Below are 12,912 nucleotides of genomic sequence, written 5' to 3'. Positions count from 1 at the left end.
GGCCGGTGTCGTCGTGAGGTCGTCAGATATCGCTGAGATCGATGTCGACGGTGAAAGGTGCCGTCGCTTTGATGATGCCCGTGTACATCTCGCCGGTCCGATACGCCCTCGTTGCCGGGTCGAGGATGTAGGTGTAGATCAGCGGGACGCCGGTCGCGGCCTGCTCGACTCGCCAGTAGAAGGCGATACCCGCCTTGGCGTATTGGTCTACCTTCACGATCCGATCGGTCGTCTCGGACCCGGGCGAAACGACCTCCACGACCAGCAGGACGTGCTCGGGGCGGGTAGGTGTGATGTCGATCGTGTCCGCGCGATACACCACGACATCGGGACGGCGGTTGGTGAGCGGGACATCCTGCAACCGGACGTCGAAGTCGGTATCGGCGTTCCACTCCGGGCCCGACGCGGCATCCAGTGCGTTGGCCAGGACGCGGGCCAGCCGGTTGTGCCGCTTGGACGCGCTGGGACTCACAACGACCATCCCGTCCACGATCTCGATGCCCGCACACTGCTCCTCGGACCAGGATTCGTATTCCGCTGCCGTGATCTGCTGGTGCATCCACGCCGGTGTGACGGTCTCGACAGTCATGACACCGCTCCTCCCAGGCATCTCCGGGCCTGCTCACGCCGGGTTCGGCGAACTATCGCCGATACCGCAAGGCAAGTTGCAGGATACCGAAAGCTACTACGCGCTTGCAGCAAGAGTTGCTGCAGCAACGGTAGAACCTGCTGCGAGGACGCAGGAGCTGCCACCTGCACTATCCGTGCAAAGCTTGCCCATTTTTGCGGTTTTTCCGCCACTTTTGTCGGAGTTTGCACGAAAAGTTCACGGGCGGGTTATCGCGGGTCGGAACCCGGTCGGGTAGTGACCGACGATCGCTCGATGCCGCGAGTCTCCGCTCGAACACTCGGGCGCCCACGCGGGGTGGTGGGCCCGGGCTGGGCGATAGCCGTTCCGACGGACTTTGACGGGAGGCGGGATATCAGGTCGTTCAGGCAGGGGAAGTTGGTGGCGGGGGTGGCCCGTAGGGCTTGCGCGATTGCCGCGTACCAGTTGGGATCGCCCTGGATCGCCGGTGCCGATGGTGTTCGTGGAATGCGTTGCGGCAGAGACGGTGTCATACGTCGTTCCTTGTCGGACCGAATGGCGCGCGTTGCGGTGGCAGCGCGTTGCGGTGGCCTGCGGGGTCGGGAGGGGACCCCGCAGACACCTCAGGCTCGCTCGCGGCACTCGGTGGGGAGTGTGGACGGTGGGGTCGGAACGTCCTGCGAGCGAGGCGTTTTCATGGTGGGCCCGGTGCGGCAGGCGGCGCAGTGGGCGGTGGTCGCGGCGTCGGGGTCGTGGCCGAGGGTGGTGAGGATGTTGCGGCAACTGCTGAGCATGTCGCAGGTTTGCTCGGTGCAGGCCGCGTGGCGGGCGGCGTGGATCTCGCGGTGCATCCGCTCGGGAGAGATCGGGTTGGCGAGCGGGCCGTGGAAGACCGGGTTGGTCATGGCCGGTCAGATTCCGAAGTGCGGGCGGTCGGCGGGGTGCATGGCGCCCGTCGCGACGAGCCACAGTTTGGCCTGTAATTTGCGGGCGCACACCGTGATCGGGCAGTCGAGATGGTCCTGCATGATGCGGTGAGCGAGCGCGGTGGTCATGGTCGGCAGGGCGCTGTGGCTGATCGGTCGCAAACCGTGCACGGGAGAACACCTCCGGACATCGTCGGGGCACCAGCGGACACGCGGCTGCTGGTACTCCCGATGGCCGGGGCCAATTTCGGCCACCACCTTGCGGCGTCGGTGCTACGCGGTAATGTCTCGTCGGTATCATCACGGTTGTAGTCGCATCCGGGGGCAACGGTTGTGCGACTTGACGATTCGAGTTTCCCGGCCATCGGGGTGGCTCAAGAAGACCACCGACTGAGCCGGCGGGACAATAGCGCCATGCATATGCAACGAAGGTTCTGCGACGGCCCAGAGCGGTTCGCACGGGGGTAGCCGATTTCTTTCCTCGTGCAAACGGCGACCGCTCACGATGCAAACGAGGAATCCGTGACGAACATTGGTGAGGACAGCTCGACCACCCTGCCCCGGCGGCAATTGGGAAGGTATCTCAAGGAGGCCCGCCTGGGCGTGGGCCTGCGGCTGGAAGACGTTGCGCCGCTTATGCAATGGTCGGCGAGCAAACTGTCTCGGCTCGAAGCCGGAAAATCGCCGGCCATCCGCGTACTCGACGTGGAGGCGCTGTGCGGGATCTACGACATCGACGATCCCGAGGTCATTGCCGGCCTGGTCGGCCTGGCGAAACAGAGCACCGGCAAAAGCTGGTGGCAGGCATTCGATGACGTTATTTCGGGGAACTTCGACCTGTACGTGGGGCTGGAATCGTCGGCGCGGCAACTGTCGATCTTTCGCCCGGACATGCTGCCCGGCCTACTTCAAACCCCGAACTACGCCCGTCTCCTGGAGCAGATCTATTTCCCGAAAATTGCAAGGGACGAATTGGAGCGACGCACGGAGCTGAAGCGCCGACGACAAGTACTCGTCACCCGGAAAACCAATCCAGCCAGAGTGGATTTGGTAATTCAAGAAGCCGTTCTGCGAACGATGGTCGGCACGCCAGCCATCATGGCAGAGCAGCTACGTCACCTCGCCGACGCGCCCGCCAACGTCGCCGTGCGAGTCCTACCGTTCGCCGCTGGATTTCCGCTGGGAACACCGCCGGGGCCGTTCACGATCCTCGACTTCGGTCAAGACTCGAAGGGCCGCGATATCTCGCCAACCGTGGTCTATATCGAGTCCTACGCGGGCGATATGTACCTCGAGCGAAACGCCGATGTGGGACGGTATCGTCAGGCGTACAACGTCATCCAGCAAGCGGCGCTTGACGTTGCAGAGAGCAAGCGTCTTCTGCGGCACACAGCAAGGGAGTTCCGAGCGTGAACGTCGATCTGATCGGGGCCAAGTGGTTCAAGTCCAGCCGCAGTTCTGGCGGTAAGGACTGCGTGGAGACCGCGTTCCTCCCCACCGGCCTCGTCGGAGTCCGCGACTCCAAAAACCCCACCGGCCCCGCCCTCGTCTTCACCCCCGCCGAATGGGACGCCTTCACCACCGACCTCCGCAACGGCACCCTCGACAACGGCTAGATCGACCGCGTCATGCGAACCGGACGGCGCGCCGCGCTTCGGGATCGGATCCGCTTGCCGCGGGAGGTTTAACTATAGTTAGTTTAACCATAGTTAAACCTCGGAGGTGTGGATGGCAATCGCGAAGCCCTCGGACATGTTCGACCGAACGCGCGAATGGGAGGCGCTGACCCGATTCGTCACGAGTGGACAACCGCACGCGACTCTCGGGGTGGTCTCGGGGCGTCGGCGACAGGGCAAATCCTTCCTGCTCGAGGCGTTGTGCGAGGCCACCGGCGGCTTCTACTTCGCGGCGGATCAAGCGACCGAGGCCGAGTCGCTCCGTTACTTCTCCGGCGCGGTCGCAGACTATTCCGGTTCCGATCTGCCGGTGACCTTCGAGGATTGGCGTCAAGCGGTGGATGGACTACTCGCGGTGACCGTCGACCGCGAGGTGCCCGTGGTCATCGACGAGTTTCCCTACCTCGCCAAGGCTGCTCCGGCGCTTCCCTCGATCGTGCAAGCCGCGCTGGCGCCCCGCCGACCCGAACGCCTGCGTTCGCGAGGTCGATTGCTGTTGTGCGGCTCGGCGTTGTCATTCATGGGCTCCTTGCTTTCCGGCGACGCACCACTGCGCGGGCGAGCCGGATTGGAACTCGTCGTGCCCACTCTCGACTATCGGCTCGCGGCCGAGTTCTGGGGAATCGAGGATCCGCGATTGGCGGTGCGCGTGCACGCGATCGTCGGCGGCACCCCCGCCTACCGCCGGGAATTCGTCGAGGACGATGCCCCCTCCGGGCCGGAAGACTTCGACGACTGGGTTCGGCGAACAGTGTTGAATCCGTCCAGCCCGCTGTTCCGCGAGGCTCGGTATCTGCTCAGCGAGGAGCCCGGACTACGCGATCCCGGCCTCTATCATTCGGTGCTTTCGGCTGTGGCACATGGCAATTCGACCAGCGGTGGGATCGCATCGTATGTAGGCCGTAAGGCCAGCGATATCGCTCACCCGCTCGCCGTTCTGGAAGACTGCGGACTCCTGCGCCGGGAGCCGGATCTGTTCCGCGGCAACCGAATCCTCTACCGAATCAGCGAACCATTGGTCACCTTCTATCAGACCATCCTGCGTCCCGAGTGGGCACAGTGGGAGCGGGGCCGCGATACCGACAGGTTGTGGCGCCGTCGGCGTAGCAGATTCGACAGCAATGTGCTGGGCCCGCATTTCGAACAGATCTGCCGCGACTGGATTGCCGGTTACGCACCGCCCGAGACCTTCGGAGGTTATCCCGGCAGGGTCGGCTCCGGAGTCGTGAACGACCCCGCCGATCGGGCTACACATGAAGTCGACGTGGTCGTGTTCGGCGAAGGGCGCGAGGGCACCGAATCGCTGCTCGCGATCGGCGAGGCGAAGTGGAACGACGTCGTGGGCACGGGGCATCTGGACCGGCTTCGCCGTATCCGGCAACTACTTTCCAATCGGTACGACACCTCCGAAACTCGGCTGATCTGTTACAGCGCGGCGGGTTTCATGCCGGCGCTCGAGCGCGAAGCGGCCCGGGCGAGCGATATCGCCTTGGTCGGCTTGGACGATCTCTATCTCCGCTGACTGCCGATACGGCCTGAGCACGCCGATCGGCGCGGATCGGTTGTGATGCCAAACACAACGGGGCGTTTGATTTGACGCATCATTTGCACATTGCAAGTCTTGTCCAATGCAAGGCGATGAGGGGACCGTAGCGCCGGCCGCCGACGCCGCGCCCGAACAGAGCACCACGGCCGAGATCGCGGCACTCGAGGCGCTGACGCGGATGCTGGTTTCCATCGCCTGGGACAGCGCGCACGCCGCACCGCCGGGCGTCACCTTCCCGCAGATGCGCTTTCTACTGATCCTGCAGGCCCTGGGCCGGGTGTCGTCGTCGCGGCTGGCGGCCGCGCTCGGTGTCAACGCCTCGTCGGTGACGCGGCTGGCGGACAAGCTCGAGGCTCGCGGGTACGTGGCGCGGGGAACCGATGTGCACAACCGCAGCGTCGTCACCATCGAGGTCACCGCGGCCGGGCAGGCCGTGGTCGATCAGGTGTTGCAGCGGCGGAAGGTCGCCTTCGGATCCTTGCTGGAGGGGCTCGCTCCCGAGGCGCGCGCCCGCACGATCGTCGCGGCGCGGGATCTGGTGCAGGCCGCCGCCACCACACCCTTCGTCACCGCGACTGGGCCGGGGTCGTTATGAGCGCCGGGCATTCGCGCGCCACGCACTTGGGCGATTTCCAAGTCAGCCCGCGCCTGCTGCTGATCGCCGGTCTCGCGATTCCGGTCGGCGGCGCGGCCGCGGTGGCCGCGTTCGCGCTGCTGAAACTGATCGGCTTCATCACCAACCTCGTGTTCTACCAACGGTTCAGCACCGAGATGGTCGCGCCGGGCGCCACCCATCACCCGTGGTGGCTGGTGCTCACCGCACCGGTCGTGGGCGGGCTGATCATCGGGGTGATGGCCCGCTACGGCTCGGAGAAGATTCGCGGCCACGGCATGCCGGAGGCGATCGAGGCCATCCTCACCGGCGGGTCCCGGGTGCAGCCGAGGGTGGCGCTGCTCAAGCCGGCCTCGGCGGCGATCAGCATCGGCTCGGGCGGGCCGTTCGGCGCCGAGGGGCCGATCATCATGACCGGTGGCGCGGTCGGTTCGATTCTGGCGCAGTTGCTGAAACTGTCCGCGGACGAACGCAAGACACTGCTGGTCGCCGGTTCGGCGGCGGGGATGGCCGCGACCTTCAATGCCCCGCTGGCGGCGATCCTGCTCGCGGTGGAACTGCTGCTGTTCGAATGGCGGCCACGCAGTTTCATTCCGGTGGTGGCCGCCGTGGTCACCGGAACCATCTGCCGCTGGGCGATGCTCGGGAACGAACCGGTCTTCGCGGTGGCGACCGACGGGCGCACGCCCGGCGCGCTGTCCGACGGCCTGGCGTTGATCCCCGGCATGACCGGCGGACTGCTGGCCATCGCCGCGACCGCGATGGTGTATTTCGCCGAGGATTCCTTCGCCAAGATTCCGGTGCACTGGATGTGGTGGCCGGCGATCGGCGGCCTGATCATCGGCATCGGCGGCCTGTTCGAACCGCGGGCGCTCGGAGTCGGCTACGACGTCATCGACCAATTGCTCACCGGGCACGCCACGCTGTCGCTGATCGCCGGCATTCTCGTGGTGAAAACCCTGATCTGGTCGCTCTCGCTCGGCTCGGGCACCTCCGGCGGCGTGCTGGCGCCGGTGTTCATGATCGGCGCGGCGTTGGGCGCCGCCGAGGGCGGACTATTGCCCCACGTCACCGCCGGATTCTGGGCGATGTGCGGATTGGCCGCGGTGGTCGGCGGGGTGATGCGTTCACCGCTGACCGGCATCGTCTTCACCTGCGAACTCACCCACGCCTGGAACGACGTGCTGCCGCTCGCGGTCGCCTCGGTCTCGGCGTACGCGGTGTCGGTCCTGCTGCTCAAGCGCTCGGTGCTGACGGAGAAGATCGCCCGCCGCCGACTGCATCTCACCCGCGAATACGCCACCGACCCGCTGGAGACGTTCTTCACCCACGAGGTGATGACGGCCGATCCCCTGGTGCTCGGAATCGACGACCTCATCGACCCGATCCTCTCCCGGACCCACGACGCCGGGCTCTATCCGGTGGTCGACGGTTGCGGCGCACTGGTCGGCGTGACCACCCGTCAGGTCCTGCAGAACAGCCCCGGCACGACGGTCGGTGCGGCCACCCTGGACATCCGGACCTCGGTCCACCCGGACAACACCCTGCGCGAGGTGGCCAACGCCCTCGCGCTGGCGCACGTGACCGCCGCGCCCGTGGTCGCGCGCGACGATCCGAACCGCTTGTGCGGCATCGTCACTCTCGAACAGCTGCTCCACGCCCGCCGCCGCGACCTGCACGAGGAACACCACCGCGAACGACTGCTGGTGGTGCGAGACGAACCAGTTGCCGGGGACGACGACAAGGTCACCGCCGCCTGAACAAAGCGGGCTCGAGGGCAAACCCGCCACACCCCACAGTCCGGCGGACCAGCACATCCGACGCAAGCGACCGCCGCGAGCGCCGAGGCGCACCACATCGGCTACGCGGCACAGTCACGAAATGTCTACTACGACAACCGGATCGAGCAGAGGTAATCGCAGCCCGAGCGAAGGAGCGCGCCGGCAACGCGGCATCGTCACCACACGGACCACTCACAGGCACATCCGGCGAAGCTCGCAGAGACGAGTTCACGGACGGCAGCGCGGCATCACGACGCCGAGCGCACCGGTCGAGCCGAGCCGACCCGGCACGGTGTGGATGCGGGGCTCGGCGGCGTCTGCGTGGAACACTCGCGCTGTGAGCGAGTCGTTCGGGCGGCGAGTGGGTTTCGTGGCGAATCTCGGTCCGGGGTGGTTCGCCTCGGTGATGGCGACCGGCATCGTCTCGCGGGCCGTCGGCGCGGCGGGGTGGGAGTGGGGTGGCGATGCCCTGTTGATCGTCGGCCTGATCGCCTACGCGGTGCTCGTGGTGGCGACCCTGCTGCGCATCGCATTCTTCCGCGACCGCGTGATCGGCGATGCGAGGAATCCCGCGACCGGCTTCACCTATCTGGCCTTCGTCGCCGCTACCGGGGTGCTGTCGGCGGGGCTGTCCCGGCATGCCTGGGTGGGTGCGGCGCTGGCGCTGCTGCTGGTGGCGACGGTCGTGTGGGCGGTTCTCGGGTACGCGATTCCGGCGCTGCTCATGCTGCATCACGGCGCACCGACCGCGGTGACGGGCGCCAACGGCACCTGGTTCCTGTGGGTGGTCGGTACCCAATCACTCGCGGTGGCCGCCACCGCCCTGCCGCCGCCGTGGGGTCAGCGTTTCGCGATTCCGGCGCTGCTGTGCTGGTCGGTCGGCGTGGTGCTCTACGGCATCGTGGCGACGGTGGTGCTGGGCACCCTGTTCGGCACCTCGCTGACCGCCGAGCGCCTCGCGCCGACGTATTGGATCTTCATGGGCGCCACGGCGATCAGCGTGCTGGCCGGTACCCAGATCATGAATCAGCGCTCGGTGGCGTTGATCGCGACGGTGCGGCCCATGCTCGAGGGTGCGACGCTGGTGCTGTGGGCGTTCGGCAGCTGGCTGGTTCCGCTGCTGCTGGCGGCCGGCATCTGGCGGCATCTGGTCCGGCATTTCGGGTTGAGTTACGAACCGGGCCTGTGGAGCATCGTGTTTCCCGTGGGCATGTACGGCGTGGGAACCGCCGAACTGGGCAAGGCCACCGGCGAACAATGGATGGTCGACTTCGGGCACGGTGAGGCGTGGGTGGCGCTGGCGGTGTGGGCGGCCACCGCGGCCGATCTGGTGATTACGCTGATCCGGCGCCGGCGTACCCGGGAATTCGTGGGCTGAGCTCGCGATCTCCTACCGCACGGTAGCCTGGTTCGCGAAGTACGATCCGGCGGGAGGAGCCGGAGGAATGGAACGGGAGATTCACGGTGACCTCGCGGGAGGATTTCCTGCGCCGCGTGCGCGATGCCCTCGAGGCGCTACCGAATGACGAACGTATGGTGCCGGTGCCGCGCAACTATCAGCGCAACGCCCCGGTGCACTCGGCCGCGGACCAGGCCGAGATCGTCGAACTGTTCATCGATCGCCTCAAACATTATGGCGCCCAGGTCCATCGGGTCGGCGCGGACGAGATCCCCGGTGCGATCGACTCGGCCCTGCGCGCCCACGGCGCCCGCTCGGCGCTGGCCCCCGACGGGCTGCCCGAGCATTGGCTGCGGCGCTGGGAACTGACGGGCGAGCATCGGGTCCTCGACGATCAGCCCCAGCTGTCGATCCTCGATCGCGAACGCACCGACGCCGTGGTCACCGGATGCGCCGGCGCGGTAGCCGACGCCGGCACCCTGATTCTCGACGGCGGACCGGGACAGTGCCGCCGCGACGCCGCCGTCCTGGCCGACTGTCACATCTGCGTGGTCCGCGTCGAGCAGATCGACTACTCACTCCCGCAGGTTCTGGACAAACTGGACCCGCGCCGATCCATCACCTGGTTCGGCGGCCCGACCGCCATGACCGATCCGGAGGCCGATTCCGGCAAGGTCGGCGGCGTCATCGAGGAGACCGAGCGACGGCTGGTCGTCGTCATCGTCGGTTGATCGAGTCCCCCGTTTCTTCCCAGCCCCCTCGCAAGCGCTCGTTAAGGGCGCGGCAAGCGCACCCCGGCATTGTCGTCGTCGACACCGGGAGTGCTCCTGCCGCGAGAGGGGGCGGCAGGATCACTCACCGGCTGCGACCGAGACGTTCCGCTCGGTCTGTCGACGAGGGGTGACAGACCGAGCGGATCACGATTCGGCAGCGGCGCGGGTGTCCGACTCGAGGAATGATGGGGGTATGGAAACTGCGGTCGTCTTCGTCCTGGCTTGCCTGATCTACTGGTGGGGCTTGATCTGACCGATCGGCGGCCCCCGGGCTCGCCACGGACTCGACCTCCGGACGCGACGGACTCCGTCCCGGCCGGTCAGCGCGTGCCGACCAGTTCTTCCGCCGTACCCGGGTCCTGCTGTCCGACAGTCTCTTTCACGTTCCGCATCAAGAACACCGCCACCAGTGCCGCGACCACCGCGCTCACCGCGCCGACCGCGAAGGCGGCGTGCATTCCGGAACTGAAGGCATCGCGAGCCAGTCCCGCCAGGTGCGGGTCGTCCAGGCCGAGCGCACCGGCGATGGATTCGCGCGCACTCGCCGGCGCCGCGTCCGGCATCGCGCCGGAATAGGTGCCGGCCAGGATGGCTCCCAGGACCGCGACGCCCAGCGCACCACCGGTCTGCTGAATGGTGTCGTTGAGCGCCGAACCCACCCCGGCGTGTTCGGCGGGCACCGCGCTCATCAGCGCGCCGATCGCCGCGGGCATCGCCAGACCGGCTCCCGCGCCGAGCAGCGCCATGGCCATGGCCGGCAGCCAGAACCCGGTTCCGGCGTTCAGCGTGGCCAGCACCCCGAAACCTCCGGCGACGACGACCAACCCGGCGACGGTCACCGGCTTGGCGCCGAGTTTGCCGACCACGCTCGCCCCCAGCGCGTTGAACGCCAGCAGCGCGATCGCCATCGGCGTGAACGCCAGCGCGGTCCGCATCGGCGAATAGCCGAGCACGAATTGCAGATATTGCGTCAGCACCAGCACCAGACCGCCGTTGGCGAAGGTCACCAGCACCAGCGAGAAGCTGGATCCGGTGAAGGTGCGGTTGCCGAACAGGTGCAGCGGGACCATCGGCGAATCGGTGCGCAGTTCGCGAATCACGAAGCCGCACAATGCGGCAACCGTCACCGCCGCGGCGGCGAGAGTCGCGCTGTCCGACCAGCCGCGCTGCGGCACCGCGATGATCGTCCACACCAGCGCCGTCATCCCGACGATCGACAGCACCGCGCCCGGGAGGTCGGGCTTACGCCACGGCCCCCGAGATTCCGGCATGAGCACCAGCGCCGCCACGATCGCCAGGCCCGCGATCGGCACATTCATCACGAAGACCGAACCCCACCAGAAGTGGTTCAGCAGCGCGCCACCGAGGACCGGACCGCCGACCATGCCGAGCGTGGCGACCGCACTCCACGCCGCGATGGCTTTCGGCCGCTCCCGATCATCGAAGACGGTGATCAGGATCGACAGGGTGCTGGGCATGATCAGGACGCCGCCGATGCCCATCAGCACCCGCCCGGCGATGAGCATCTCCGGACTGCCGGCATAGGCGGCCAGCAGTGAGGCGCCACCGAAGAGCGCCAGGCCGATCACCATGATCAGCCGCCGGCCGAAGCGGTCGGAGAGGCTGCCGGAGGTGAGCAGCAGTCCGGCGAACACCAGCAGATAGGCATCGATGATCCACTGGATCTGTTGCGCGTCCGCGTGCAGATCGGTGGCTATCTGCGGAATGGCCACCGTCAGCACCATGTTGTCGATCACCAGCACCAGCGAGCTCAGGCACAAGACGACCAGGATCAGCCAGCGCCGCGAACTGCCGACAGCACTCGATTCCGAACTATCCATCGCGAACCCTTTCGAAGGACCAGAAAGGACGCACACCGTGCGTCACTCCGAACACTGTACGGCCACCGCACACTGTTCGGCAATGGGTACGGCGTTCGACTGATCGAACGTCGTGCGGACGCGACTATGCTGACAGTCGACCGCGAAAGGAGAGCCGATGGCGTCTCGGCCCGCTACGACCGACTCCGCTACGACCGACTCCACGCCGGCCGAATCCGGGGAAACCACGCAGATCCGCTCGGTGTGGACGCGCGAGCACCGGCAGCGCCGCGAGCAACCGGCGCTGAGCCGAGAGCAGATCGTCGCCGAGGCGATCGCCCTGCTCGATGCCGAGGGATTCGAATCGCTGAGCATGCGCAAGCTGGGCAGCCGGTTGGGCGCGGGCGCGACCTCGCTCTACACCCATGTCGCAAACAAGGACGAACTGCTCGAACTGGTCGTCGACGAGGCTTTCAGCGAACTGCGGTTACCGGCCGAGCCGATCGCCGACTGGCGTGCCGCGATGCTCGACCTGTGTCACGACATCCGGCGCATCCTGCTGCGCCACCCATGGACGTCGATGGTGATGACCACCGCCGGGCTGGTCTATCTGGGGCCGAACATGTTGCGGCTGTCCGAGTCGCTGCTGTCGATATTGGAAGGCGCCGGCTTCGACACTGCCACCGCGGACCGCGCCTCGAATACGTTGCTCGCCTACGTCATCGGCGCGACCTCCACCGAGGCCGCGATGCTGACCTCGATCGCGCGCAGCGGCCTCGACGAACAGGTCTGGTTCGACCAGTTCATGGCCGCCGCCGAACTCGCCGCACGCCCCTATCCGCGGATCTCCCAGCGCTTCGCCGAGCACCGCGGGCACGACTCCACCCGCATCCGCGAGGACAATTTCGATGAGGAGCTGGGCCTGATCCTGGACGGACTGCACGCGCGGCGGAGGTCCTGAGCGGCTGCCCAGGACCTCCGCCGCAGAGATCAGCGGCCGGTGGGCAGGTTCGCCCCGCCGGTAACGTCGAGGACCACGCCGCTGACGAAGCCGTTGGTGGCGATCATGTGCACGGCCCGCGCCAATTCCTCCGGATCCCCTACGCGCCCAACGGGTGTGGTGGCGGCGAGGCCGTCGAAGAGGGTGCGGCGCTGCTCCTGCGGCACCCGCTCCCACCATTCGGTGTCGATGACGCCGGGCGCCACGGCGTTCACCCGCAGTGGGGCGAGTTCGACCGCCAGCGGAGGCACCATGGCGTTCAGCGCCCCGTTGATCGCGGCCAGTCCGGCGGTGCCGGGGAAGGCCGCATGCGCCGACGCCGCGGTGATCAGGGTGATGGATCCGTCCGAAACCAGATGCGGCAGAGCCGCTTTCACAATCCTCACCTGCGGCCAGAACTTACCGTCGAACCCCTGCGCCAGGTGGTCGAGATCGAGTTCGGCGAACGGACCGCTGCCCGCCGAACCGCTGACCGCGACGACGAGGTGGTCGATGGGGCCGGACTGGGCGAAGAATGCCGCGATCTGCTCGGCATCTGTCGCGTCCATCCGGTAGCCGCTGGTCTTACCACCCAGCCGGGCCACTGCCGCGTCGAGTTTGTCCTGACTGCGGCCGGTGACCACGACCTCGGCACCCTCGTTCGCGAACAGCGCGGCGGTGGCCGCACCGATTCCGGAACTACCGCCCATGACGACGACGCGCGGGATGCCGGTGCTGGAAGCGCTCATTGCTACTGTTCCTGTCCTGTACAGTTTGTCGAGACTGACAGTCTCGACAACGAGCGTATCG

General features: G+C 67.0%; 13 protein-coding genes. 8 read left to right on the top strand and 5 right to left on the bottom strand.

Annotated elements, in window-relative coordinates; genetic code table 11:
• Nucleotides 1–22: 22 nt before the first annotated feature.
• The 3 genes from ON23_RS01435 to ON23_RS01425 all read right to left on the bottom strand — a co-directional run bounded on the left by ON23_RS01435 (nt 23) and on the right by ON23_RS01425 (nt 1,686).
• On the bottom strand, nt 23–589 hold the full coding sequence (locus tag ON23_RS01435) for a Uma2 family endonuclease (protein WP_039775517.1): 567 nt from the start codon (nt 587–589) through the stop codon (nt 23–25).
• A gap of 623 nt (nt 590–1,212) precedes the next feature.
• Nucleotides 1,213–1,494 carry a hypothetical protein gene (locus ON23_RS01430; protein WP_039775515.1) on the bottom strand — a complete coding sequence of 94 codons (282 nt, stop codon included), beginning with the start codon at nt 1,492–1,494 and terminating at the stop codon, nt 1,213–1,215.
• A gap of 6 nt (nt 1,495–1,500) precedes the next feature.
• On the bottom strand, nt 1,501–1,686 hold the full coding sequence (locus ON23_RS01425; protein WP_039775513.1) for a hypothetical protein: 186 nt from the start codon (nt 1,684–1,686) through the stop codon (nt 1,501–1,503).
• Nucleotides 1,687–2,037: 351 nt separating this feature from the next.
• On the opposite strand from ON23_RS01425, the gene ON23_RS01420 reads away from it, so the two are divergent.
• The 7 genes from ON23_RS01420 to ON23_RS01390 all read left to right on the top strand — a co-directional run bounded on the left by ON23_RS01420 (nt 2,038) and on the right by ON23_RS01390 (nt 9,261).
• Nucleotides 2,038–2,928, top strand: a complete 891-nt coding sequence (locus tag ON23_RS01420) for a helix-turn-helix domain-containing protein (protein WP_245555892.1) — start codon at nt 2,038–2,040, stop codon at nt 2,926–2,928.
• Nucleotides 2,925–3,131, top strand: coding sequence for a DUF397 domain-containing protein (locus ON23_RS01415; RefSeq protein WP_039775512.1), 207 nt, complete (start codon nt 2,925–2,927; stop codon nt 3,129–3,131). Before ON23_RS01420 ends, ON23_RS01415 begins: the two co-directional genes overlap by 4 nt.
• A 112-nt stretch (nt 3,132–3,243) precedes the next feature.
• A complete protein-coding gene (locus tag ON23_RS01410; RefSeq protein WP_210744066.1) occupies nt 3,244–4,713 on the top strand; it encodes an AAA family ATPase in 1,470 nt (489 codons plus the stop codon).
• Between the two features lie 106 nt (nt 4,714–4,819).
• A complete protein-coding gene (locus ON23_RS01405) occupies nt 4,820–5,332 on the top strand; it encodes a MarR family winged helix-turn-helix transcriptional regulator (protein ID WP_083903618.1) in 513 nt (170 codons plus the stop codon).
• Nucleotides 5,329–7,110 (top strand): chloride channel protein, encoded by a 1,782-nt coding sequence (locus ON23_RS01400; RefSeq protein ID WP_051041807.1) that lies wholly within the window; start codon nt 5,329–5,331, stop codon nt 7,108–7,110. The genes ON23_RS01405 and ON23_RS01400 overlap by 4 nt, the downstream gene beginning before the upstream one ends.
• Before the next feature lie 358 nt (nt 7,111–7,468).
• A complete protein-coding gene (locus tag ON23_RS01395; RefSeq protein WP_157170137.1) occupies nt 7,469–8,509 on the top strand; it encodes a tellurite resistance/C4-dicarboxylate transporter family protein in 1,041 nt (346 codons plus the stop codon).
• Nucleotides 8,510–8,595: 86 nt separating this feature from the next.
• The gene (locus ON23_RS01390) at nt 8,596–9,261 is read left to right on the top strand and encodes a LutC/YkgG family protein (protein WP_036497302.1); all 666 of its coding nucleotides are present in this window, start codon (nt 8,596–8,598) and stop codon (nt 9,259–9,261) included.
• Between the two features lie 362 nt (nt 9,262–9,623).
• Here the strand turns inward: ON23_RS01390 and ON23_RS01385 are convergent, their stop codons facing one another.
• Entirely contained in the window at nt 9,624–11,144 is a 1,521-nt protein-coding gene (locus ON23_RS01385; RefSeq protein WP_051041802.1) for an MFS transporter, read from the bottom strand.
• A gap of 157 nt (nt 11,145–11,301) precedes the next feature.
• Here ON23_RS01385 and ON23_RS01380 point away from each other — a divergent pair, with 157 nt between their 5' ends.
• Nucleotides 11,302–12,084 carry a TetR/AcrR family transcriptional regulator gene (locus ON23_RS01380; protein ID WP_083903616.1) on the top strand — a complete coding sequence of 261 codons (783 nt, stop codon included), beginning with the start codon at nt 11,302–11,304 and terminating at the stop codon, nt 12,082–12,084.
• A gap of 29 nt (nt 12,085–12,113) precedes the next feature.
• On the opposite strand, the gene ON23_RS01375 is transcribed toward ON23_RS01380, so the two are convergent.
• Nucleotides 12,114–12,851 carry an SDR family oxidoreductase gene (locus ON23_RS01375; protein ID WP_039775508.1) on the bottom strand — a complete coding sequence of 246 codons (738 nt, stop codon included), beginning with the start codon at nt 12,849–12,851 and terminating at the stop codon, nt 12,114–12,116.
• Nucleotides 12,852–12,912 lie beyond the last annotated feature (61 nt).

The sequence above is a fragment of the Nocardia cerradoensis NBRC 101014 genome (genome assembly GCF_000308535.1).
In the GTDB taxonomy this organism is placed as follows: domain Bacteria; phylum Actinomycetota; class Actinomycetes; order Mycobacteriales; family Mycobacteriaceae; genus Nocardia; species Nocardia cerradoensis.
This window is presented reverse-complemented; position numbering and strand designations above follow the sequence as displayed.

Coding starts and splice junctions, on each gene's coding strand:
- ON23_RS01435 (WP_039775517.1), bottom strand. CDS start 589: ATGACTGTCGAGACCGTCACACCGGCGTGGATGCACCAGCAGATCACG.
- ON23_RS01430 (WP_039775515.1), bottom strand. CDS start 1,494: ATGACCAACCCGGTCTTCCACGGCCCGCTCGCCAACCCGATCTCTCCC.
- ON23_RS01410 (WP_210744066.1), top strand. CDS start 3,244: ATGGCAATCGCGAAGCCCTCGGACATGTTCGACCGAACGCGCGAATGG.
- ON23_RS01405 (WP_083903618.1), top strand. CDS start 4,820: ATGCAAGGCGATGAGGGGACCGTAGCGCCGGCCGCCGACGCCGCGCCC.
- ON23_RS01400 (WP_051041807.1), top strand. CDS start 5,329: ATGAGCGCCGGGCATTCGCGCGCCACGCACTTGGGCGATTTCCAAGTC.
- ON23_RS01385 (WP_051041802.1), bottom strand. CDS start 11,144: ATGGATAGTTCGGAATCGAGTGCTGTCGGCAGTTCGCGGCGCTGGCTG.
- ON23_RS01380 (WP_083903616.1), top strand. CDS start 11,302: ATGGCGTCTCGGCCCGCTACGACCGACTCCGCTACGACCGACTCCACG.
- ON23_RS01375 (WP_039775508.1), bottom strand. CDS start 12,851: ATGAGCGCTTCCAGCACCGGCATCCCGCGCGTCGTCGTCATGGGCGGT.